The sequence below is a fragment of the Kitasatospora sp. NPDC058115 genome (assembly GCF_042884635.1).
Taxonomy (GTDB): domain Bacteria; phylum Actinomycetota; class Actinomycetes; order Streptomycetales; family Streptomycetaceae; genus Kitasatospora.
The window spans coordinates 1-22351 of sequence record NZ_JBHVTL010000012.1; the positions used below are offsets into that span (position 1 = coordinate 1).

A 22351-nucleotide genomic window follows, 5' to 3' on the forward strand; every position below is an offset into this window, starting at 1 on the left:
AGCACGTGCTTCGCCGGCCGGATCACCGGGGGCCTCGACACCGACGTCAGGGGCTAGCGCAGTCCGGCGAAGAGGTCGTTCTCGGGAAGCTCCGCGCCGGTGGTGTCGTGGACCCGGACGAAGGTCTCCACGCCCATCAGCTCGGTGAACCGCTCCTTGCCCATCTTCAGGAAGAAGATGTTCTCGCCCTGACTGGCGTGCGCGGCCAGCGCGTCGAACTTCCGGCCGCCGAACCCGGTGGCGTCCACCCAGGTGGTGATCTCCTCGTCGGGGAGGCCGATCTCGGGCATCTCCGACTCCCCGGCCTCCGGCTCCTCCCACTCCGCGCCCAGCTCGCGCATGACCTCGCCGAAGCGCGCCATCATCGAGCGCGGGGCCGTGGTCCAGTACACCTTCGGCGCCGTGCCGGCCAGCTCCAGCGCCCTCGCGGTGATGCGGTTGGCCTGGATGTGGTCGGGGTGGCCGTAGAAGCCGTTCTCGTCGTAGGTCACCACGACGTCGGGCCGGTAGTGCCGCATCAGGTCGGCGAGGCGGGCGGCCGCCTCGTCAACCGGCGTCGTCCAGAACGAGCCGGGCGCGTCATTGGCGGCCCAGCCCATCATCCCGGAGTCCCCGTAGCCGAGCATTTCGAGGTGGCCGATGTCGAGGACCTTGCAGCTGGCCTCCAGCTCCTGACGGCGCATCGCGGCGACGGCCGCCGGGTCGTGTCCGGCCTCGCCGGGCTTGACACCTCCCGGCCCGTCCCCGCAGGCGCCGTCGGTACAGGTGACGAGCACCGTGCGGATGCCCTCGGCCGCGTAGCGGGCGAGCACACCGCCGGTACCGGTGGCCTCGTCGTCGGGGTGGGCGTGAACGGCCATCAGCGTCAAGGGCCGGTCGGTCATGGGGCTCATCCTTCGGTCTGCCGAGTGTTCGGCCTCAGTCTGCGGCACGGGACCGACAACGGGGCGCCGTGCATCTGAACGACAGAGGGGAACGACGCGGCCGCGGCCCGCTATTCCGGGGAACCGCGCCGCCGCCGGGGACGGCGCGGTCCTGCAGATCCCGCGAGGGCTCCGCCCGGGTGGTCCGTGTCCCGCGCCGAGGGCCGGCACCACGACGTCGGCGCCCGAAGGGTGCGCGGGTGGCTCAGGACCCGGGCGGCAGGGTCCGCACGAAGACGTCCCAGGTGCCGTTGGTGTCACCGGGGACGATGTCGGAATCGCGTGACTCGAAGGCGAACGTGCGGCCGTCGCCGGTCAGCGCCGGCTCCCCGGGATAGCCGGCGGCCGGGTAGCCGTCCTTCGTGAGGGTCACCATCTGCCCCTGGCCGGTCTCCCGGTCCCACAGGAAGAGCGGGGCGATCGGCGTGTTGGGGCCGGGGGTGCCCGGCATGAGGAGCACGTAGCGGCCGTCGGCGCTGAGCGAGCCGAAGCTGGTGGGCCCGTTGAACGGGGTCGGCCGGGTGGTACCGGTCGCCATGTCGCGCACGAACGTGGTCGAGTTCTGGTCGTTCGCCGTCACCGGACTCGTGTCGGTGCGGTTGAAGAGCACCAGGTTGCCGTCCGCGCTCAGCGACAGCGGGCCGCTCAGGACCCGCTCCGGGGTCGATCCGTCCTGGGCGACGTCCACGATCTGCCGCCCGCCGGTGGTCCGGTCGACGAGGAAGACGTGCCCCTTCTCCGGGGGGACGGGCGGCGGGCCCCAGGGGACGGACTTGACGCTCGTGTAGGCGATGCGCTGCCCGTCGTCGCTGATGACGGGGCTGCCCACGTAGTAGGTGCCGGGCGTGGTGCTGGGGTGGCTCACCCACTGCGTCGTTCCGTCCACCAGGTCGCGCACGTACACCCGTGAGGCCTCGGCCGCCGTCGAGCCCGTGGGGCGGCCCACCGTGAACACGACGTAGCGGCCGGAGCCGCTGATCTTGGGGCTGCCCGTGCCGCCGCCGGTGAACTCGCCGAGGTCGAGGTCCACGCGCCGGGTGAGGCCGGTCGGCAGGTCGCGAACGTACAGGCCGGTGCTCGCCGCGATGACGATCCGGTCGCCCGAGGCGCTGATGTCGCGGACGTCCACCGGGACGCCGTCCAGGGTCACCCGCTCCACCGTGCCGTTCCACAGGTCGCGCAGGTACGACCTGAGTTGACGGGTCGGGACCGGATCGGGCACGAGGTTCGTCGCCCATGAGGTGAAGGCGACGTAGCGGCCGTTCCTGCTGATCAACGGGCTGAACGACCTGTCGTTGGCCTGTGTCCCGGCGGCGGTCACGCTGACCCGCACCGTCCCGGTCCCGCCGCCCCCCGGGTCGGCGCCCGCCGGTCCCGCCGGAACCAGCACCGCCAGCAGAGCGGCCCCCAGCACCCCCGCCGCGGGTGAAATCCTTCGCATGTCCCCTCCCGACCGTTCGTCGCCCCGGCCCGTGCCGAGGCACCCTGCGATGGAACCGCGTCGGCCCGGCCCGGGCAATCGGACCGATGACGTACAACCAAGGACACCCTCCGGGCGTCCCGGCCCGGCCGACCGGGCGGGCATTCACCCTTCCGGCCTATTGGGCGAGATGGTTCGAGGTCGATATATTTCCCGTATCGGGATGTTCCCCGCGAACCCGCGCACACGGGACCCGTGCCCGGCACCGTCGCCGCGACCTCCGGAACACGACCTTCCGGAACGTGGCCTTCCGGAGCGTGCACCTCCGGACCGTGAACCTCCGCCGTCCCGATTCCACCGGACCGACCCGACGCCCTTCCCGGGGGCCGCGCCCCCGACGACCACGGGACTGCCCGCCCGCCGCTGCGGATGCCGACACGCCGCCCCCGGCCGGAAGTTCCGCGACCAACGGATCACCGCCGAAGGGCCGTCCGCCCCCGCGCGCGCGGACATACCCGGGCCCGGCCGCGGTCCGGCACGCACCATCCACTCGGGAGGAACCATGAACGCCGCCGCCGGCTGGAACGACATCCTGGTCCGCGACAACTTCCCGGACGTGGGGCAGACCCCCACGTCCGACCCCGTCTGGGAGTCCCCGGACATCATCCCCTTCGGCAGCGACATCCTCGACTTCGGGCTGCTGGAGTCCAGCTACTCCGGGCCCGACCTCGGGCTGGGCCACCCCATCGTGTACGGGCAGCTCAACCGCATCTACGTGCGGGGGAAGAACCTCAGGACCGGCTGTCCGTCCTCCGGGAACGTCAGGCTCTACTACGCCCCCGGCGGGCTGCTGCTGGACCCGCGGGCGTGGACCCCGCTCACCGCCGAGGGCGGCGGCACCAGCGTGCCGCTGACCGTGCGCGGCGGCGGGAGGGAGGTCCCGCCCGGTCAGATCTGCGTCAGCCGCTCCGCCTTCCTGTGGCCGAGCAGCAATCCGCCGGGCCACTACTGCACGATCGCCACCGTGGACACGCCCGCCCACCCCGTGTCCGCCGTGCTGCCGACCTTCGGCTCGCTCGTCGACTACCTGAACTGGGTCAGGTACAACCCCAACGTCGGCTGGCGCAACATCGATGTGATCCCGTGTCAGCGGACCAGGTACGTCCTCTCCGACCTGGCCGTCTGCAACCTGAACAACACCCCGACGCGATTCGTCTTCGGGGTCTCCGGCACCGACCTGCCCGCCGGAACCGCGACCTTCTCCAACACCGACCAGCAGGCCCCGTTCAGCCTGACGGCGCAGATCTACCCGCCCGGCACCGACGAGGGGTACACGCGCTCGGTGCTCCTGCCCGCCAACTACTCCGGCACGGTCACGGTGGTGGTCCGGTTCGACCAGCCCCTCCCGTGCGACGCCCGGATCGTGCTGCGGGCCTACAACCCGGTCACCGCCCACGCCGGAGAGCGCGAGCGGCGGCTCGCGGTGCCCCTCACCGGTGTCCCCGGGCTCGCGGACGCCCTGTTCCTCGAACTCGGCGCCTACACCTTCGTCGCCGCGCCGGACGGCACGTGACGGCCGGTCCGGCGGCCCGGGTCGGCCGACGGGCCGTCCGGGCCCGCGGGCCCCCGGCCGTGCGGCACGCTCCGTCGACGTACGAGAATGTCCCGGTGAGCATTTGGGAAACACTCAGCTGGACCGAGGACGGCCAGGAGCACCGTGCCCGGTGGCGGTCCGAGAACGGAACGCCGGCCCCGAAACGGGTGCAGGTGGCCGATGACCGGATGACCGCCGACGCGGCCTTCCGGCTGGCCTGCGAGGGCACGGCGTTACTCTGGCGCGGCGACTACCACAACGCCCGGCAGCTGCTGTCGGCGATGAAGCGGCGGGCCGCCCGCAAGCCGCCGCGGACCGGCTCGACCGCCGCGGAGACCTTCCACCTCCACCGTCAGGCGCAGTCCCGGCATGCCCGGATCCTCGGCATGCTGGTGGTGCCGGTGGACCGCGGGCACATCGTGCCGCTCCGCAGGTCGCCCGACGTGCGCAGCGCCTGCGCCGAGGCCTTCGGGCCCGCCGAGGAGTCCTACGTCGTCTCGCTGCGCGAACTCCTCGGCGTCATCGGCGCCCACGAGTGGTCCCGCAAGGGGGTTCCGGTCCCCGCGCTCGGCGAGCGGATCCACCCGCGCTACGGGGTCTTCTCCCCGGTGCGCGGCGAGTACGTCGACCTGGTCGCCCGCGCCCCGCTCCCGTCGGCCGAGTCGGCCTTCGACATCGGCACGGGCACCGGCGTCCTCGCGGCCGTGCTCGCCCGCCGGGGCGTGCGGCGCGTCGTGGCGACCGATCAGAGCGCCGCCGCGCTGGCGTGCTCCCGCGAGAACCTGACCCGGCTCGGGCTCCTGGACCGCGTCGAGCTGCTGGAGGCGGACCTCTTCCCGCCCGGGCGCGCCCCGCTGGTGGTGTGCAACCCGCCGTGGGTGCCGGGCCGGCCGACCTCCCCGGTCGAGTACGCGGTCTACGACCCGGGCAGCCGGATGCTGCGGGGGTTCCTCGCCGGGCTGGCCGGCCATCTGGAGCCGGGCGGCGAGGGCTGGTTGATCCTCTCCGACATCGCCGAACGGCTCGGGCTGCGCTCGCGCGCCGAGCTGCTGGAGCTCGTCGAGGCCGCGGGCCTGCGGGTCCTGGACCGGCTCGACACCAGCCCCGTCCATCCGCGCAGCCGGGACACCGCCGATCCGCTGCACGCGGCGCGGGCGTCCGAAGTGACCTCGCTGTGGCGGCTGGTGGCCGCGCCGCCACCGTGACCGCGGACTGATCCGGAGTGGGGCGGGGGCGCCGCCGGGCAGCGCCCCCGCCCCACCCGTTCACCGGGGCGCGCCGCGTTCCGAGCGCCAGTCCCCGAACAGGTCCGGGCCGAGCAGGCTCAGGCAGGACTCCAGCTCCGCCGTGATGCTCTGCAGGTCGCCCTCGGCCCGGCGGAACCAGATGCGGGTGGCGACCCGTCCGATCGCCCCGAAGGTCGCGACGAGCACCCGCGGGCGCGGGTCGGCTTCCGGGTCGATCCCCTCCCGCCGGGCGACGACCTCGACCAGCCGGTCCTCCATGTCCTCGGTCCGCCGCAGGTGCTGCGCCAGGAGACCCGGTGTGCGCTCGATGAGCTGCATCATCGCCATGTGCAGGGTCGGGTCCACGCCGTCCAGCTCGCCGCTGTGGACCTGCTGGAGGACGGCGTGGAACGAGCCGCGCATCGCCTGCAGCGGGAACTCGTGCGCCGGGCGTGCCTCCAGCGCCGCGAGGAAGGCCTCGTCGATGGCGGTGATCGGGCTCAGCGCCACCTCCTCCTTGCTCGCGAAGTACCGGAAGAAGGTGCGCTGGGAGACGTCGACCTCGTCGGCGATCTGGTCGACGGTCGTGTTGTCGTAGCCCTGGAGGATGAACAGCCTCAGGGCTTCCCTGGCGAGTTCGTCACGGGTGTTCTGCTTCTTCCGCTGGCGTCTCCCGGCCTGCGGCGGTGACGCCACCGACTCCGTCTGCGGCACGGCCGCTCCTCCCTGCTACGTGCTGATCGTCCTTCACCTCCCAGTTTAGGGGACGGCAGCAGTGACTGACTCATGCCTGTCGTTGACATGTGTCAGCGACTGACATAGCGTCGGCGTCACACCATGTGCTCGCTTGAGCACTGATCCGATCCGACAAGCAGCACCCCTGCGGCACAAAGGTTCTGACCATGACTCAGAAAGATGCACCGGCGTCGGCAACCCCCCGGGGGAATCCGTCGAAACTGCGGGGAAGGCCGTGGCCGACCCTGCTGGCCGTGGCTGTGGGCGTCATGATGGTCGCGCTCGACAGCACGATCGTCGCCATCGCCAACCCGGCGATCCAGCAGGACCTGCACGCCTCGCTCGCGGACGTCCAGTGGATCACCAACGGCTACCTGCTGGCCCTGGCCGTGTCGCTGATCACCGCGGGCAAGCTCGGTGACCGGTTCGGGCACCGGCAGACCTTCCTCATCGGCATCGCCGGCTTCATCGTGACCTCGGCGGCCATCGGCCTCTCCGACAGCGTGACGCTGATCGTGCTGTTCCGGGTCCTCCAGGGCCTGTGCGGCGCCCTCATGCAGCCCGCGGCGCTCGGCCTGCTCCGGATCACCTTCCCGCCGGAGAAGCTGAACATGGCGTTCGGCATCTGGGGCGGGGTGGTCGGCATCTCCACGGCGGCCGGCCCGATCATCGGCGGCGCGCTGGTCGAGCACGTCAACTGGCAGTCGGTGTTCTTCATCAACGTGCCCGTCGGCCTCGCGGCGCTCGTCCTCGGGCTGCTCATCCTCAAGGACGAGCGTGCCGAGCGCGCGCCGCAGAACCTGGACGTGCCCGGTGTCGCGCTGCTCTCGGCGGCGATGTTCTGCCTGGTGTGGGGCCTGATCAAGGCCCCGGAGTGGGGTTGGGGCGACGCGCGCACGCTGGGCTTCCTGCTCGCCGCCCTGCTCGCGTTCACCGGGTTCGCCTTCTGGGAGAGCCGGGTGCGCGAGCCGTTGCTCCCGCTGCGGATGTTCCGCTCGGTCCCGCTGTCCGCCGGCACGGTGCTGATGATCCTGATGTCCTTCTCGTTCATCGGCGGCCTCTTCTTCGTGACCTTCTACCTCCAGAACATCCACGGACTGAGCCCGGTGGACAGCGGACTCCACCTGCTTCCGCTGACCGCGATGATGATCGTCGGATCGCCGGTCGCCGGCGCGGCGATCGGGAAGCTGGGCCCGCGGATCCCGCTGGTGGTCGGCATGGTCCTGACGGCGGTCTCGCTGTGGGGCATGTCCACCATGACGGCGGACAGCGGCATGGGGGTCGTGTCGCTGTGGTTCGTCCTGCTCGGGCTCGGGCTGGCCCCGGTCATGGTCGGGGCCACCGACGTCATCGTCAGCAACGCGCCCACCGAGCTGGCCGGGGTGGCCGGCGGTGTGCAGCAGTCCGCCATGCAGATCGGCGGCAGCCTGGGCACGGCCGTCCTCGGCGTCCTGATGGCCTCCCGGGTGGACACCGTGCTGCCCCGGGAGTGGGCCGACGCCCGGCTCGATCCGCTGCCCGCCGAGCAGGCCGGCCCGCTGGCGGCCGCGGCCAAGGTCGGCGCGGTGCCCCCGGCGGAGCCGGGCACGCCGCAGTCGACCGTCGACGCCGTCACCGGCGCCGTCCACGCGGCGTTCACCTCCGGGATGAGCCTGGCGTTCACCGTCGGCGGCGTGGTCGCGATCGTCGCCGCGGGTGTCGCGGTGTTCACCCGCAAGGCGCCGGAGGCCGCGGCCGGACCCCGGACGCCCGAGGCCGGAGCCCCGATTCCGGCGCAGGAGTCGAATTCCGCGAAGGTCTGATCGTCCGCATTCCCGTGGGGGTGTGCCGCCCGGTCCTCGCCGGGCGGCACACGCGCGTCGGGCCCCGGCTGGAAACCCGTTCCCGTCAGAACCGGTAGTCGAGGATGCGGTGCGCGAAACGCAGGGCCGGCACCCGCCCCGCCACCGCGCCGACCAGTCGTTCCAGCGGACTCGCCGTCCGGAGGTACGGCGAATCGTAGAGCGACCACTGTTCGACGAACCTCAACCCGGGCACCAGGCGTTCCAATTCCCGGGGATCGCCGACGCCCCAGTGGAAGCTCGCCCCGGTCGCGCGCAGGAGTTGTGAATACTTCGCGAATCCGAGGGTCCACGGCAGGACCGCGTCGAATATCATGCGGCCGGTCGGCAGGCGGTGGGTCAGACGCCTCAGCATCTCCTCCCCGTCGGCCTTCTGCAGATAGGGCGTCAGCCCCTCCGCGATGACCAGGGCCGGCCGGTCGTCCGGTATCTTTCCGAGCCATTCGCTCCGGGTGACCGAGGTGGCGATCGTGCGGTATCCCGGCGGTTTCGGATACAGCTGCTCGCGGAGTTCGATGACGTCCGGCTGATCGACGTCGATCCACTCGACGCCGGCCGGGAGGTCGAGCCGGAAGGCGCGGCTGTCCAGGCCGCAGGCCAGGTGGAGCACGGTGGCCCCGGTGGCCTCGTGCTCGATGAGGAATTGCCGCGTCCATTCGTCGAGTTTCTTTGCGCGAAATGTGACCGTTCGCTCGTCCTTCGCGCCGGTGCGCAGTCTGCGGAAGTCGTAGTCGAGGCGCCCGAGCACTTCCTCGGCCATGCCGTCGCCCAATACGGGGTCCGGCCTCCGATTGTCGATGGCTCTGGCCTGCAGAGTTGCGAGAAGCGTTTCCTGGGCTCCGGTCAATCGGATCGGTTCAACCATGCATCGAACGTACCTCACCCTTCACCGAGAACGTCAATATCGCGTTCCGCCGGCCGGTGATCAGCCGATTCCGGCCGGGCCCCGGGGAGTTCCGGCCAAGCCGGATATGAAGGGTCGATTATCCGCCATCCGGGCGGTGGGCGGACGGCCGGCCGGGGCCGCCCTCGGCTGTCGCGCAAGTGCCCATGATTCCGTGCGGCAAACCCCGAAAATGGCGTGTCCGTGCCAGCTTTATTGCCCGAACAAAGGGGGCAAACCGGGACATCCGAGGGAATGGCCGAACGCGCGTACCCCCGGCCGTTCTTGATTGACGGTCCCGACAGGCCCGTGATCTGCTCTGTGCTCGATCGAGATTGATCGGATCGAGGATCGTCCGGTCGAATTCGCCCCCCCGAGGGGCCGTCGAGTCCCCCCTTCGCCCCCGGTATTCCGTGGCCTGCCGTGCCATGCCGAGCCGCTCCCCGACGGGATCGGAAGCAACCGCGCGACCCCCCCAGGCCCGAACCCCCCGTTCCCAGAGCCCCGCCGCACCTCCGTGCCCGCCCCCGTGCTCCGGCTCCGCCACGACCGGCGCCGGCCCATGGCGGCTGCCCGGCGGCCCGCGGGGCGTGATGGATGGAGAGAGCCATGCCGCAGAACGCGCACGAGGTACCCGTACTGATCGTCGGCGGCGGACTGACCGGGCTGTCCGCCGCCCTGTTCCTCCGCCGGCAGGGCGTCCACTGCCTGCTGGTGGAGCGCCACCCCGGCACCACCGTGCTCACCCGCGCGTCGGGGATCAGCTCCCGCACGATGGAACTGCTGCGCGGCGCCGGCCTGGAGAGCACCGTGGCCGACCGCGCCCCCAAGCTGATCGAGGGCCACCGCTGGCGCGAACTCGGCCAGCCCGCCGACCAGATCCCGTGGGTCGTGCTCCGCTCGAACGGCGTGGCCGACCTGGCGAACGCCGTGATCGTCGAGGAGCCCTCGCTGGACGTGGGCCACCTCAGCCCCACCCGGCCGTACTGGTGCGGCCAGGACCGGCTCGAACCCGTCCTGCGGGACGAGGCGGTCCGGCTCGGTGCCGACATCCGCTTCAACACCGCGCTGGAGTCGTTCCAGGAGGGCGAGGACGGGATCAGCGCCGTGATCGTGGACCGCGCCACCGGCGACCGCACGACGGTCCGCGCCGACTACCTGATCGCCGCCGACGGCGTCCGCAGCCCGGTCCGGGAGACGCTCGGCATCACCCGCAAGGGCAACGGGCCGCTCGGCAGCGCCATGAGCGTGCTGTTCAGGGCCGACCTCGGCAGTTCCCTCCAGGGCAGGCGCTTCGTCATCTGCTACCTCCCCAACCCGGACGAGCCCGGCGTGCTCCAGATGCCGGAAGTCCCGGCGGTGCTCCAGCTGTTCGACGAGGAGCGGTGGATCTTCGGCTTCTTCTACGACCCCCGGGAGCACGCCGCGGAGGACTTCACCCCCGAGGACTGCGCGCGGATCATCCGCACCGCCACCGGTCTTCCGGACCTCGCCGTCGAGGTCGAGATGGCGCGCCCCTGGGAGATGTCGCACAACGTCGCCCAGTCCTACCGCACCCGCCGGGTCTTCCTCGCCGGCGACTCCGCGCACGTCCACCCGCCGGCCGGTGCCTTCGGCGCCAACGGCGGGATCCAGGACGCCCACAACCTGGCCTGGAAGCTCGCCGCCGTCCTCGGCGGCTGGGCCGGGGCGGGCCTGCTCGACAGCTACGAGGCGGAACGCCTGCCGGTCGGGACCGCCGTCGCGGACCAGGCGTGGATCCGGCACGTCTGGCGGCTCAACGACTCCCCGGAGCTGCGCCTCGCCCTGCGCGAGTCCACCCTGGTGAGCACCGGGTACCGGTACACCTCCGACGCGATCGAGGGCCCGGCCTACGACGAACCCCTCCCGCGCGAGCACGACCTGACCGGCCGGCCCGGCCACCGGGTGCCCCACGTCTGGCTGGAGCGCGACGGACGGAAGGTGTCGACGGTGGACCTGTCCGACGACGGCTACGTCCTGCTGACCGGCCCGGGCGGCGCGGCCTGGGCCGAGGCGGCGGAGTCCGTCGCCTCGCGCACCGGCATCCCGCTGGCCTGCCACGTCATCGGCGGCGCGGACGGGTTCACCGACCCGGACGGCGCGTTCGCGAGGACCACCGGCCTGGGTCCGGACGGCGCCCTGCTGGTGCGGCCGGACGACTTCGTCGCCTGGCGGGCGGAGGACGCCTCGGTGGCCGGCCTGCTCCAGGAGGTCCTGGAGCGCACCCTGGCCCGGTCCGCCTTCTCCCGGACGGAGGGCTGAACCGCGATGGCGACCATCACCGCCCCGACCGAACTGTTCACGCTGGTCAACGTGTTCACCGTGGACCCGGCGGACCAGCAGCAGCTGTGCGACCACCTCTGCGCGGTGACTGAGGACCTCATCCGGCACCTCCCGGGATTCGTCTCGGCCACCTTCCACCTGGGGCTGGACGGCCGGACCGTCATCAACTACGCGCAGTGGCGCAGCCAGGAGGACTTCCGGGCGATGCACGCCGACCCGCGGCTGCAGGACCACTTCGACCACTGCCGCCGGGTCTCCAGGCCGGCGCCCGTCCTCTGCAGCGTCGAGCGGACCTTCGACGGCCCCGGTGCCGCCGCCGACGGCGCCGCCTGAACCCCTCCCGGCAGCACCCACGAGGAAGGAGCACCGACGTGGTGTACCGCGCCCTGATGGTCCTGAGGATGAAGCCCGAGGACGCCGAGCACGTGGCGGCCGCGTTCGCGGAGCACGACCGGACCAGCCTGCCCGACGAGATCGGCGTGAAGCGACGGTTCCTGTTCCGCTTCCACGACCTGTACATGCACCTCGTCGAGGCCGACGAGGACATCATGCCCAAGCTCTACCAGGCCCGGGAGCACCCGCTGTTCCAGCGCGTCGACCAGGAGGTCGGCCGGTTCCTCGCGCCCTACTCGCCGGACTGGCAGGAGCTCAAGGACTCCAAGGCCGAGGTGTTCTACGCCTGGGAGTCCGACCACGCGTAGCCGGCGGTCCGTGGGGACGCCCACGCCCCACGGACCCCGGCGCGCCGCCGCCCAGCAGGCCCCCACATTCGCAGAGGTGATGAGATGACAGCGGGAGCAGCAGCCAAGGTGTCCGCCGCCGACGTGCAGCCGAGCCACCGGCAGGGAGGTGCCACCCGGGCACTCCTGACGCCGCGTTCGGTCGGCGCCACCGCCGGGTTCCTGGGGACGCACGACCTGGGCCCGGGGGAGTACATCAGCGAGCACTACCACCCCTACTCCGACAAGTACCTCTTCGTCTTCGACGGAGCGCTCGTCGTCCGCGTCAACGGCGAGGAGGTGGAGGTGCGCGCCGACGAGGCGCTGCTGATCACCCGGGGCCAGCGCCACCGGGTGGAGAACCGGGGTGCGGTCACCGCGCGGGCCGTGTTCCAGATCTCGCCGCTGGCCCCGGCGCCGTCGCTGGGCCACGTCGACACCGAACCGGTGCCCCACCCGGAGGCCGCGCCGCCGAGGGTCGGGGGAGTGGCGTGAGCACGCGGGAGCGCCGGGTCGCGATCACCGGCATCGGCGTCCGGGCCCCGGGCGGGGTGGGCACCCGGAACTTCTGGTCGCTGCTGACCGCGGGCCGGACCGCGACCAGGACGATCACGCACTTCGACCCCACCCCGTTCCGCTCGCGGATGGCCGGGGAGATCGACTTCGACCCGGCCGCCGAGGGCTTCTCGCCCGAGGAGACCGTCCGGCTGGACCGGGCGACCCAGCTCGCGGTCGCCGCCACCCGGGAGGCCGTCGCCGACAGCGGGCTCGACCTGGAGCGGCCGGCGCCCGGCCGGATCGGCGTCAGCATCGGCAGCGCGGTCGGCTGCACCACCGGCCTCGACCGCGAGTACGAACGGGTCAGCCGCTCCGGGTCGTCCTGGCTGGTGGACCACACCCTCGCGGTGCCGCACCTGTTCGACTACTTCGTCCCGACGTCGATCTCCCGCGAGGTCGCCTGGGAGATCGACGCCCAGGGCCCGGTGACGGTGGTCTCCACCGGCTGCACCTCCGGGCTCGACGCGGTCGGCTACGGGGCGGAGCTCGTCCTGGACGGCAGCGCGGAGGTCGCGATCGCCGGCGCCACCGACGCCCCGATCTCGCCGATCACCGTCGCCTGCTTCGACGCGATCAAGGCCACCTCGGCCAACAACGACGACCCGGCGCACGCCTCGCGGCCGTTCGACCGCAACCGGGACGGCTTCGTGCTGAGCGAGGGCTCGGCCGTCTTCGTCCTGGAGGAACTCGGCGCCGCCCGCCGCCGGGGCGCCCACGTCTACGCCGAACTGGCCGGCTTCGCCACCCGCGCCAACGCCTACCACATGACCGGACTGCGCCCGGACGGCCGGGAGATGGCGGAGGCCATCGACAGCGCGATGGCCCGGGCCGGCTGCCGGGGCGAGGACCTGCACTACATCAACGCCCACGGTTCCGGCACCCGGCAGAACGACCGCCACGAGACCGCGGCCTTCAAACGCAGCCTCGGCCCGCGCGCGTACGAGGTGCCGGTCAGCTCGATCAAGTCGATGATCGGGCACTCGCTCGGCGCGATCGGTTCGCTGGAACTCGCCGCCTCGGCCCTCGCGATCGAGTACGGCGTGATCCCGCCGACCGCCAACTACCGGGAGCCCGACCCCGAGTGCGACCTGGACTACGTCCCGAACACGGCCCGCGAGCAGCGGGTGGACGCGGTGCTGAGCGTGGGCAGCGGGTTCGGCGGCTTCCAGAGCGCGGCGGTGCTCCGCCGCCCGGTCGGGGCAGGCCGGTGACCGCCTCCGGTACGGCCGGCCCCGGGGCGGGCGCGGCCGTGGTCACCGGGCTGGGCGTGATCGCGCCCAACGGCCTCGGCGCGAAGGCGTTCTGGGAGGCGATCCTGGAGGGCCGCAGCGGGATCGACACGATCCGGCGCTTCGACCCGTCGTCCTACCCGGTCCGGATCGGCGGGGAGGTGCTGGACTTCGTCCCCGACGGCCTGCTCCCCAAACGGCTGCTGCCGCAGACCGACCGGATGACCCAGCACGCGCTGGTCGCCACCGACTGGGCGCTGGCCGACGCCGGTGTGGACCCGGCCCGGCTGGAGGAGTTCGGCGCCGGCGTGATCACGGCCAGCGGTTCGGGCGGCTTCGAGTTCGGCCAGGCCGAACTGGAGAAGCTGTGGGGCGACGGCCCGGAACGGGTCAGCGCCTACCAGTCCTTCGCCTGGTTCTACGCGGTCAACACCGGACAGATCTCGATCCGCAACGGCCTGCGCGGGCACAGCTCGGTGGTGGTGTCCGAGCAGGCCGGCGGACTGGACGCCGCGGCGCACGCCGTACGACTGCTGCGGGACGGCACGATCGGGCTCGCGGTGACCGGCGGTTTCGAGGCCTCGCTCTGCCCGTGGGGACTCGTCGCCCAGGTGCCGAGCGGCCTGCTGACCGAGGCCCTCGACCCGCAGCGGGCCTACCTGCCCTTCGACGCTGCCGCGGGCGGCTGGGTGCCCGGCGAGGGCGGGGCGGTCCTGATCGTGGAACGCGCCGACGCCGCCCGCGCCCGCGGCGCCGGCCAGGTCTACGGCCGGCTCGCCGGACACGCCGCCACCTTCGACCCGCGCCCCGGCAGCGGCGCACCGCCCGCGCTGGAACAGGCGATCCGGCTGGCCCTGCAACGGGCCCGGGTGCTCCCGGAGGACATCGACGTGGTCTTCGCCGACGGTGCCGGGGTGCCCCGGCAGGACCGGGCCGAGGCCGAGGCGCTGGCCTCGGTGTTCGGGCCCGCCGGAGTCCCGGTGACCGTACCGAAGTCGATGACCGGACGGCTCTACGCGGGCGGGTCGGCGCTGGACCTGGCCTGCGCGTTCCTGGCCATGCGGGACTCGGTGGTGCCGCCGACCGTCGGCACCCGGGAGGTGCCCGCGGACCTCCGCCTCGACCTCGTCCTGGAGCAGCCGCGGGAACTGCCCGTGCGCAACGCCCTCGTGGTGGCCCGGGGCAGTGGCGGCTTCAACGCGGCGACCGTCGTGCGGCGGCACCCGTGACCCGGGCCGCCGCGAGCCGGCCCGCCGTGACCCATCCGACATCCGAACGAACTGGAGGCCGACGATGAGTGCCATGACACTCGCGCAGCTGGTGGACATCATCAGGGACTGCGCCGGCGACTCGGACGAATTCGACCTGAACGGCGACATCGCCGAGATCGCCTTCGACGAACTGGGCTACGACTCCCTGGCGTTGCTGGAGATCTCCTCCCGGCTGCAGCAGGTCCACGGGGTGGAGCTGCCCGAGGAGGGGGTGCGCACCCCCGGGGACGTCCTGCGCCTGGTCAACGGGACGTTCGGGCAGGAGGCCGCCTGATGGCCGGACGCACGGACAACACGATCGTCATCGCCGCCCCGATCGACGTGGTGTGGGACCTCACCAACGACGTCGAGTCGTGGCCCGGGCTGTTCGCCGAGTACGAGAAGGTCGAGGTCCTGCGCAGCGACGCGGACGGCATCGACTTCCGGCTCACCACCCGGCCCGACGCCGAGGGCCGGGTCTGGCAGTGGGTCTCCCGCCGCACGGCCGACCGGGCGGCCCGAACGGTCCGGGCGCACCGGATCGAGACGGGCCCCTTCGCGTACATGCACCTGCACTGGACCTACCGGGAGACCCCCGAGGGTACCGAGATGCGCTGGCGCCAGGAGTTCACCATGAAGCCCGGCGCCCCCTTCGACGACGAGGGGATGACCGCCCACCTGAACGAGGCGACCCGGCGGAACATGGCGCAGATCAAGAAGGTCATCGAAGCGAGGACGACAGAAGGGACGGTCCCGGCCGTGGAGGCATCGGACGTGGCGACCATGGACCTGCACAGCCGGCAGCTCCTGCTGCTGGCCGGGGGCGGACGGCTGGCCCGGACCGTCCACGTCCTGGTCGAGCTCGGCATCGCGGACCTGCTCGCCGACGGGCCGCGGACCGTCGCGGACCTGGCCCGGTCCACGGCCGCCCACGAGCTGTCGCTCTACCGCGTCCTGCGGGCGGCGGCGGCCGTCGGCGTCTTCGCCGAGGGCCCGGCCGGGACCTTCTCGGCCACCCCGCTCTCCGACGGGCTGCGCTCCGACAACAAGCAGGGCGTGCTCCCCCTGGTGCGGTACAACAACCTGGACATCACCTGGCGGCCGTTCGACGAGATCCTGCACAGCGTCCGCACCGGGGAGCCGGCCTTCGACAAGGTCTTCGGCCGGTCCTTCTTCGAGCACCTGGAACGGACGCCCGCGGCCGGCGAGTTCTTCGAGCGGTTCATGATGCACTGGAGCCGCCGGCTCGTCCTGGAGGGGCTGGACGAGCTGCGGCTCGGGCGCTTCCCCCGGATCGCCGACCTCGGCGGCGGCGACGGCTGGTTCCTCGCCCAGGTGCTGCGGCGCCACCCCGAACTCACCGGCGTCCTGGTGGACCTGCCCCGGGTGGCGTCCTCGGCGCACCCGGTCCTGGAGGAGGCGGGGGTCGCGGACCGGGCCACGGTGGTCCCGGGCGACTTCTTCACCGACCCCGTCCCGACCGGCTGCGACGCCTACCTGTTCAAGGGCGTCCTGCACAACTGGTCGGACGAGCGGGTCGTCACGGTGCTGCGGCGGGTCCGCGAGGCCGTCGGGGACTCCGGCGCGACGCTCCTCGTGCTCGACCAGGTGATGGCCCCGGAGAACGAGTGGGACCACGCGAAGTTCCTCGACCTGGACATGCTGGTCCTCTTCGGCGGCCGTGAGCGGGTGCTCGCGGAGTGGCAGGACCTGTTCCACCGCGCCGGGTTCGAGCTGGTCAACGACCCGGGACTGAAGTGGACGATGCTGGAATGCCGCCCGAAGTGACCCGCCGACACCCCGAAGACCCGCGAGGCGAGAAGGTAGGGAACGACATGGCACAACCCTCTTCCGGCACCGCCGGGGGGCCGGGCGGGATCCTGCGCCTGATCATGGCCTTCTACGGCTCCCGCGCCGTCATCAGCGCCGTCGAGCTGGACCTCTTCACGGTGCTGGCCGACGGGCCGCTGACCGGCCCCGACCTGTGCCGCTCCGTGGACCTGCACCCCCGCGCGGCCGCCGACTTCCTCGACGCGCTGGTCGCCCTCGGCCTGCTGGAGCGGGAGCAGGAGACGTACCGCAACAGCCCCGAGGCCGCGCGATTCCTCGACCGCCGCAAGCCGGGGTACGTCGGCGGCTACGCGCGCCTGGCCGACGCCAACCTGCTGCCGCTCTGGTCCCGGCTGACCGAGGCGCTGCGCACCGGTGAACCGCAGGTCCCGACCGACACCGGATTCTTCGACCGGTACAGCGACAAGGAGGCGGCGCGCGGCTTCCTCGGCGCGATGGACGCGGTGAACAGCGGCGTCGCCCTCCGGCTGGCCGAGGCGTTCGACTGGAGCCGCCACTCCTCGTTCACCGACCTGGGCGGAGCCCGCGGGAACCTCGCCGCGACCCTCCTGCGCGAGCACCCCCACCTGGACGCGGTCTGCTTCGACCTGCCGGAGATGGAGCCCTTCTTCGACGAACACCTGGACGCCCTCGGGGCGCGGGGGACCCCGGCCCGGGTCCGCTTCCGGGCGGGCGACTTCTTCAGCACGCCGCTGCCGGAGAGCGAGGTCTTCGTCGTCGGCCACATCCTGCACTTCCTCGGCCTCGAACAGCGGCTGGAGCTCCTGGCCCGGATCCGCCGGGCGCTGCGGCCGGGCGGCGCCGTGCTGGTCTACGACCGCATGATCGACGACGACCGGCGGGGCCCCGCGCTCAGCCTGCTGGGCAGCCTCAACATGCTGCTGACCTCCACCGGCGGCCGGGAGTACACCCCGGCGGAGTGCCGGCAGTGGCTCCTCGACGCGGGCTTCGAGTCGCTGCGGACGGTGGCCCTGGGCGGGCCGGACACCCTCGTCGTGGGACACGTCGGCTCCTGACCCGCCGCCCCGCCGCCCCACCGTCCCGCCGCCCCACCGTCCCGCCGTCCCGCCGTCCCGCCGCCCCGGGCCGACCGACCGGCCGGCGGGCGCCGCCCCCGTGCGCCCGCCGGCCTCCCCCCGTACTGCCGCCCCGGCCCGGCCCGGCCTGTCGGAAGGACCAGCCTCGTGAGCCCGCACCGGAAGTTCTCGTTCCGCCGGACCCTGTACGTCGGCCTGATCGCCCTCGGCTGGATGTGGGCGGCCTATCCGCTGCACCCGTACCTCCGGGACCTGCGCGAGGTCGGCCTGGCCCCCCATCCCCCCGCGGAGCACCCCGAACTGCTCCGCCCCGACCAGCCGCCCACCCCCGAGGAACAGCGGCTCTGGCGCGCCCTCGGGTGGCAGCCGTGAGCCGGCCTCCCCGGGCCCGTCGCCGGGTCCGGGGACGGGCCGACGGGTCGTCAGGCCCCGTCCAGGTTCTCCACCAGTGCGGTCAGGAACTCCTCCGGCCGCTCCAGGTGCACGGTGTGCCCGGCGCCCTCGACGACCACCTCGCGCACCCGCCCGCCGGCGGCGGCGTAGCGGTCGAGGGCGGCCCTGGTCTGGGTGACCATCGGCTGGGCCGGGCAGGTCTCCGCGCCGGGCCAGCCCGGGATCGCGCCGAGCGCCCCGAGGTGGGCGAGGTCGAAGACCGAGGTGTCGGAGACGATCACGTCGGCGGCCCCGCGGATCCAGAGGATCGGCGGCTTCGGGTCGATCACCTCCAGGTCGTCGATCCGGAAGTGGGTCGGCGCCATGGAGTTGAGCACCCCGCGCTCGCCGGGGGCCGAGCCCGGCCAGGTGCCGCTGGGGCGGATGTCGCCGGGGTAGTGGTCCTCGCCGGTGCGGGTGGCCAGCATCGCGGCCACGTAGCGGTCCGGGTCGGCCAGCGGTTCGGCGGCGTAGGCGCTGTCCAGCACCGAGCGCGGCGCGAACGGTGACCCGGTGCCCGTCTCGCCCTCGCTCAGCAGCCGGACGAACTCCGGGGCTGCGCCGCCGGCGCCGGAGCCCGCGCCGTCGGGGGAGTTGAGCCTTCCGTCCGCCCCGTGGGTGCCGCCGAACCCGTACGGGGAGACCGGGTTGACCAGGGTGAGCGAGCGGACCAGCCCGGGGCGGTCGCGCAGCAGTTGCAGGGCCACCCCGCCACCCATGCTCCAGCCGACCAGGTGCACCGGGCCGAGGTCCAGCGCGTGGAGGAAGGAGAGCAGGTCCTCGCTGTGGTCGTGCAGGCCGCGGGTGGCGTCCACCGGCAGCGGCTCGGTGCCGCCGAAGCCGCGCAGGTCGGGGGCCAGCGGGCGGAAGCGCTCGGGCAGGCCCGCCATCGTCGGGTGCCAGAACACGCCGGAGGAGACGTTGCCGTGGAGCAGGACCACGGGCTCGCCCGTGCGGCCCTCGATCGCGGCGTGGTTCACGGTCAGCCGGTCGGTGGTGACCGGTCGGTCGGTGATCATCGGGCGGTCAGTGATCATGGGGCGGATCCCGTTCTCAGTTCAGCCAGCCGGCGAGCTGCGCGTTCGCCGCGCCGTCCCAGCCGAGTTGCAGGTGGTTGGCGAGGGTGATCAGCGCGGTGCCGCCGACGGTGGCGATGCCGGTGGTGTCCAGGGCGCTGGCCACGAAGACCACGCCGTCGCTGGGCGCGCGGTTCTCGTTGAAGATGCCGACGACGCTGGGCGCGCCGCCCGCCATGAGGTAGGTCGTCACCGAGGCGGGCACCCCGGCCTGGTGCAGCGGGGCGATCAGCGAGCCGGCGTCGATCGCGGCCTGGATGCCGCCGCCGTCGGTGTAGAAGCCCTGCCCGCCGTAGTAGGTGGTGTACCAGTCCTGCTGGGTCTGGTCGATGCCGACCGCCGAGTCCCAGCGGGCCAGCATCTGCCGCTGCCCGGGGTAGACGTCGTAGCCGCCCGAGGGGGCGAAGGAGAACTCCGGGTGCGCGGTGTAGGTGCCGTAGCAGGTCATCCGCAGGTGCGGCGCGGGGGCGTTGACCTGGCCGCCGCACTGCGGCCAGATGGAGAAGTCGTGCGCCCAGCCGTGCGCGAAGGGGTAGTCGTAGCCGCCGTTCGGGCCGCCGACGGTGACCAGCTTGCGGACGTCGCCCGCGTACGGCCGGCCCCAGGAGGGCTTGACCGAGGAGACGTAGGAGCGTGCGGACATCTCGCCCTTGCTCCAGCCCACCACGTCCACCTGGGGGACGCCGAGCTTGGCGCGGATCAGCGCGACGGCGTCGCCGACCGCCTGGGCCTGCATCAGGTTGTCGCCCTGCTTGTGCGCGAAGCCGACCGCGAAGACCCGGTAGCCCCGCCCGGACAGGTACTGCATCAGCCCGGTGTTCGGGCACGAGAGGGAGCCGCAGCCGTAGCCGCCGGACTCACCGGGGTTGGCCCAGGCCCGGTCGGGGTTGTCGTTGGCGCCGTGCACCAGCAGCACCGGGACCTGGTGGGCGCCGGTGTTCCAGCCCGGCGCGGAGTAGAGCAGGAAGCGGCCGGAGTAGGGCTGCTTGACGCCGCCGAAGAAGGTGAGCCGCTGGCCGTCCTGGTTGCCGCGGCCGTCCGGCGGGTACTGCTCCTGCTTGAAGCCGGGCGTGGTGTCGAGGTAGCGCTCGACGCGGTCCCAGCCGTTGGCGACGCTGCTGTAGGTCGCCTCCAGCGTCAGATGGGCCGGCACCGCCGCCGAGGCCGGCCCCGCCGGGAGGACCGCGCCGACCAGCGCGAGCACGCTCGCGAGCAGCCCGCCGAAGCCGCTGCGCCTCCCACGTCCGCTTCTCCACATGTCGCGTTCACTCCTCCACGCCGGGGTCCAGTGCGTGACACCCTATGAACGGCGGGGTCCCCTCCCTATGTCGGTGGCAGCCACCTCGGGCGTCCCGCTGTGGGCACCGGCCACCTGGCCAGGACGCGGTTGCCGCGGAACGCGTCAGCGGGCGGTCCAGCCCCCGTCCAGCGGGAGGGACGTGCCGGTGATGAAGCCCGAGTGCGGGCCGCAGAGGAACAGGGCGGCCCGGGCGACCTCCTCGGGCTCGATGAGCCGCTTGATCGCGGTGCGGTCGAGCATGATCCGCTCCACCACCTCGTCGGCCGGGATGCCGTGCGCGGCGGCCTGTCCGGCGATCTGGTCCTCCACCAGGGGGGTGCGCACATAGCCGGGGTTGATGCAGTTGCTGGTCACGCCGTGCGGCGCGCCCTCCAGGGCGGCGACCTTGCTGAACCCCTCCAGGGCGTGCTTGGCGGTCACGTACGCGGACTTGAAGGCGCTCGCCCGCAGTCCGTGCACCGAGGAGATGTTGACGATGCGCCCCCAGCCGCGCTCGTACATGTGCGGCAGGGTGCGCCGGACGATCCGGAACGGCGCCTCGACCATCACCCGCTGGATCAGCGCGAAGCGTTCGACCGGGAAGTCGTGGATCGGCGCCACGTACTGGAGCCCGGCGTTGTTCACCACGACGTCGGCGTCGTCCGGGAGGGTGTCCACCGCCTCCGGATCCGACAGGTCGACCACGTGGGCCGTGCCGCCGAGCTCCTCCGCGAGGTCCTTCGCGGCGGCGCCCGCCAGGTCGACGACGTACACGTGCGCGCCCGCCGCGGCGAAGGCGGCCGCGCACGCCCGGCCGATGCCGCCGGCCGCACCCGTCACCAGGACCTTCCGCCCGGCCAGGAAGCGGCCGTCCGGGGCGGCGGCCGGGCCGCCGGTGCTCTCGATGATTTCCATGGCCGCCACGCTAGGAACCCGGGGATGACGGGCACACGTCCCGCGGTACCACAGTTGCACCCCCGATGGTGGTGGCCGCCACCACAGCGCCGCGCCGGCCCCGTCCGCGGTGCCGCCCCGTCCGCGGTGCACCCGGATCACCGCAGCCTTCCGGCCGCGCGGTCGTTTTCGGCCTTCGTCGGACCTTCGGCGGTTCGTGCGACGTTCGATTCCCTATTCTCGTGCCCGGCCGCGGCTCCCCGGAGCCGGGCAGCACACGCGCGGAATTCCCGCTCCGACCACCCACGATGGGGGAATCCTCATGCCGATGCCCAAAGCCCTCCGCCTGCTCGCCGCCGGTGCGGCGGCGCTGCTCCCGTTCACGTTCGCGTCCGACGCGCACGCGGCGACGTACCTGCAGACCATCGCGCTCTACAACGTCACCACGGCGAAGTGCGTGGACCTGCCGGGCTACGAGTGGAACCCGCTGGACACCCCCGTCAGCCAGTACTCCTGCCAGACCGGCCCGTGGGACAACCAGATGTGGAGGCTGGAGCGGACCCGCACGGTCGACGGGCGGCCGCTCTACCAGTTCGCCAACGACAAGAGCGGCTACTGCCTCGACCTGCCCGACTACGGCGCCGCCCCGCTCGGCGCCCGGGTGTCCGTCTACACCTGCAACGCCAACCCCGAGTACGACAACCAGGAGTGGTACCTCGTCGACGTGGTCGGCAACGGGGGCTACGAGGTCGTCAACTACAAGAACGGCCTCTGTCTGGACGTCGCCGGCTGGGCCGGCGACCTCAGCGACCGGGCCAACGACCTGCCCCTGACCGTGTACACCTGCTACGACAGCTCGTGGCGCGGCGGCGTCTACGACGGCTACGACGACCACGTCTGGCGGTTCGCCGGCTGATCGGACACCGGCCCGTGGGGTCAGGAGGCGGCGCCGCGCGCCGCCTCCGGCTCCGCCACCACCCGCCCGCCCCGCTCGTCGGTCCGGCCCGGGGCGGCGGACCCGCGCGCCGGACCCGCCGTGACCGTGGCGTCCCCGCGGCGCACCACCCTCCCGTCACCGGCCGGCCGCTACGGTCGGCCGG

General features: G+C 72.8%; 21 protein-coding genes and 1 pseudogene. 15 read left to right on the plus strand and 7 right to left on the minus strand.

All coding sequences use genetic code 11. The annotated features are described in order from the left end of the window. Positions 1 to 53: 53 nt before the first annotated feature. Together ACFVVL_RS14740 and ACFVVL_RS14745 are read right to left on the minus strand one after the other, a co-directional pair. Positions 54 to 884 carry a PIG-L family deacetylase gene (locus tag ACFVVL_RS14740; protein WP_380292379.1) on the minus strand — a complete coding sequence of 277 codons (831 nt, stop codon included), beginning with the start codon at positions 882 to 884 and terminating at the stop codon, positions 54 to 56. Between the two features lie 244 nt (positions 885 to 1128). Next, positions 1129 to 2364, minus strand: coding sequence for a hypothetical protein (locus tag ACFVVL_RS14745; RefSeq protein WP_387674966.1), 1236 nt, complete (start codon positions 2362 to 2364; stop codon positions 1129 to 1131). Between the two features lie 541 nt (positions 2365 to 2905). Between ACFVVL_RS14745 and ACFVVL_RS14750 the strand changes: the two genes are divergently transcribed. Together ACFVVL_RS14750 and ACFVVL_RS14755 are read left to right on the plus strand one after the other, a co-directional pair. Then, positions 2906 to 3916 carry a hypothetical protein gene (locus ACFVVL_RS14750; RefSeq protein ID WP_387674969.1) on the plus strand — a complete coding sequence of 337 codons (1011 nt, stop codon included), beginning with the start codon at positions 2906 to 2908 and terminating at the stop codon, positions 3914 to 3916. 209 nt (positions 3917 to 4125) lie between these two features. Further along, positions 4126 to 5142, plus strand: coding sequence for a methyltransferase (locus ACFVVL_RS14755; protein WP_387674972.1), 1017 nt, complete (start codon positions 4126 to 4128; stop codon positions 5140 to 5142). A 60-nt stretch (positions 5143 to 5202) separates the two neighbouring features. On the opposite strand, the gene ACFVVL_RS14760 is transcribed toward ACFVVL_RS14755, so the two are convergent. Further along, a complete protein-coding gene (locus tag ACFVVL_RS14760) occupies positions 5203 to 5877 on the minus strand; it encodes a TetR family transcriptional regulator (RefSeq protein ID WP_380292387.1) in 675 nt (224 codons plus the stop codon). Between the two features lie 188 nt (positions 5878 to 6065). On the opposite strand from ACFVVL_RS14760, the gene ACFVVL_RS14765 reads away from it, so the two are divergent. Further along, the gene (locus ACFVVL_RS14765; RefSeq protein WP_387674976.1) at positions 6066 to 7700 is read left to right on the plus strand and encodes an MFS transporter; all 1635 of its coding nucleotides are present in this window, start codon (positions 6066 to 6068) and stop codon (positions 7698 to 7700) included. 85 nt (positions 7701 to 7785) lie between these two features. Here the strand turns inward: ACFVVL_RS14765 and ACFVVL_RS14770 are convergent, their stop codons facing one another. Continuing rightward, entirely contained in the window at positions 7786 to 8604 is an 819-nt protein-coding gene (locus ACFVVL_RS14770) for a class I SAM-dependent methyltransferase (protein WP_380292391.1), read from the minus strand. Positions 8605 to 9231: 627 nt separating this feature from the next. Here ACFVVL_RS14770 and ACFVVL_RS14775 point away from each other — a divergent pair. The 11 genes and pseudogenes from ACFVVL_RS14775 to ACFVVL_RS14825 all read left to right on the plus strand — a co-directional run bounded on the left by ACFVVL_RS14775 (position 9232) and on the right by ACFVVL_RS14825 (position 17942). Beyond that, positions 9232 to 10905, plus strand: a complete 1674-nt coding sequence (locus ACFVVL_RS14775) for an FAD-dependent oxidoreductase (protein ID WP_387674979.1) — start codon at positions 9232 to 9234, stop codon at positions 10903 to 10905. A 6-nt stretch (positions 10906 to 10911) separates the two neighbouring features. Continuing rightward, positions 10912 to 11259 carry an antibiotic biosynthesis monooxygenase family protein gene (locus tag ACFVVL_RS14780; RefSeq protein ID WP_380292395.1) on the plus strand — a complete coding sequence of 116 codons (348 nt, stop codon included), beginning with the start codon at positions 10912 to 10914 and terminating at the stop codon, positions 11257 to 11259. A 38-nt stretch (positions 11260 to 11297) separates the two neighbouring features. Next, a complete protein-coding gene (locus tag ACFVVL_RS14785; protein ID WP_380292397.1) occupies positions 11298 to 11627 on the plus strand; it encodes a TcmI family type II polyketide cyclase in 330 nt (109 codons plus the stop codon). Between the two features lie 84 nt (positions 11628 to 11711). Continuing rightward, entirely contained in the window at positions 11712 to 12140 is a 429-nt protein-coding gene (locus tag ACFVVL_RS14790; protein ID WP_380292399.1) for a cupin domain-containing protein, read from the plus strand. After that, complete coding sequence (locus tag ACFVVL_RS14795; protein ID WP_387674984.1) at positions 12137 to 13414, plus strand: beta-ketoacyl-[acyl-carrier-protein] synthase family protein; 1278 nt, start codon at positions 12137 to 12139, stop codon at positions 13412 to 13414. Before ACFVVL_RS14790 ends, ACFVVL_RS14795 begins: the two co-directional genes overlap by 4 nt. Further along, entirely contained in the window at positions 13411 to 14661 is a 1251-nt protein-coding gene (locus ACFVVL_RS14800) for a ketosynthase chain-length factor (RefSeq protein ID WP_387674987.1), read from the plus strand. Before ACFVVL_RS14795 ends, ACFVVL_RS14800 begins: the two co-directional genes overlap by 4 nt. A gap of 73 nt (positions 14662 to 14734) precedes the next feature. Beyond that, a complete protein-coding gene (locus tag ACFVVL_RS14805) occupies positions 14735 to 14977 on the plus strand; it encodes an acyl carrier protein (RefSeq protein ID WP_387674990.1) in 243 nt (80 codons plus the stop codon). After that, positions 14977 to 15450, plus strand: a pseudogene (locus ACFVVL_RS14810) (SRPBCC family protein); the annotation flags it as partial. The gene ACFVVL_RS14805 and the pseudogene ACFVVL_RS14810, both read left to right, overlap by 1 nt. A 15-nt stretch (positions 15451 to 15465) precedes the next feature. Continuing rightward, on the plus strand, positions 15466 to 16470 hold the full coding sequence (locus tag ACFVVL_RS14815) for a methyltransferase (protein ID WP_380292439.1): 1005 nt from the start codon (positions 15466 to 15468) through the stop codon (positions 16468 to 16470). A 47-nt stretch (positions 16471 to 16517) separates the two neighbouring features. Further along, a complete protein-coding gene (locus tag ACFVVL_RS14820) occupies positions 16518 to 17549 on the plus strand; it encodes a methyltransferase (RefSeq protein ID WP_380292407.1) in 1032 nt (343 codons plus the stop codon). Between the two features lie 168 nt (positions 17550 to 17717). Beyond that, complete coding sequence (locus tag ACFVVL_RS14825; protein ID WP_380292409.1) at positions 17718 to 17942, plus strand: DUF6059 family protein; 225 nt, start codon at positions 17718 to 17720, stop codon at positions 17940 to 17942. 50 nt (positions 17943 to 17992) lie between these two features. On the opposite strand, the gene ACFVVL_RS14830 is transcribed toward ACFVVL_RS14825, so the two are convergent. From ACFVVL_RS14830 to ACFVVL_RS14840, 3 genes are all read right to left on the minus strand, one after another. Beyond that, a complete protein-coding gene (locus ACFVVL_RS14830; RefSeq protein ID WP_387674994.1) occupies positions 17993 to 19039 on the minus strand; it encodes an alpha/beta fold hydrolase in 1047 nt (348 codons plus the stop codon). 16 nt (positions 19040 to 19055) lie between these two features. Continuing rightward, entirely contained in the window at positions 19056 to 20336 is a 1281-nt protein-coding gene (locus tag ACFVVL_RS14835; RefSeq protein ID WP_380292413.1) for an esterase/lipase family protein, read from the minus strand. Positions 20337 to 20480: 144 nt separating this feature from the next. Further along, positions 20481 to 21272: a 3-hydroxybutyrate dehydrogenase gene (locus tag ACFVVL_RS14840; protein WP_387674997.1), complete on the minus strand. Its 792-nt coding sequence runs from the start codon at positions 21270 to 21272 to the stop codon at positions 20481 to 20483. Positions 21273 to 21579: 307 nt separating this feature from the next. On the opposite strand from ACFVVL_RS14840, the gene ACFVVL_RS14845 reads away from it, so the two are divergent. Next, positions 21580 to 22167 (plus strand): RICIN domain-containing protein, encoded by a 588-nt coding sequence (locus ACFVVL_RS14845; RefSeq protein ID WP_387675000.1) that lies wholly within the window; start codon positions 21580 to 21582, stop codon positions 22165 to 22167. The last annotated feature ends 184 nt before the right edge of the window (positions 22168 to 22351 follow it).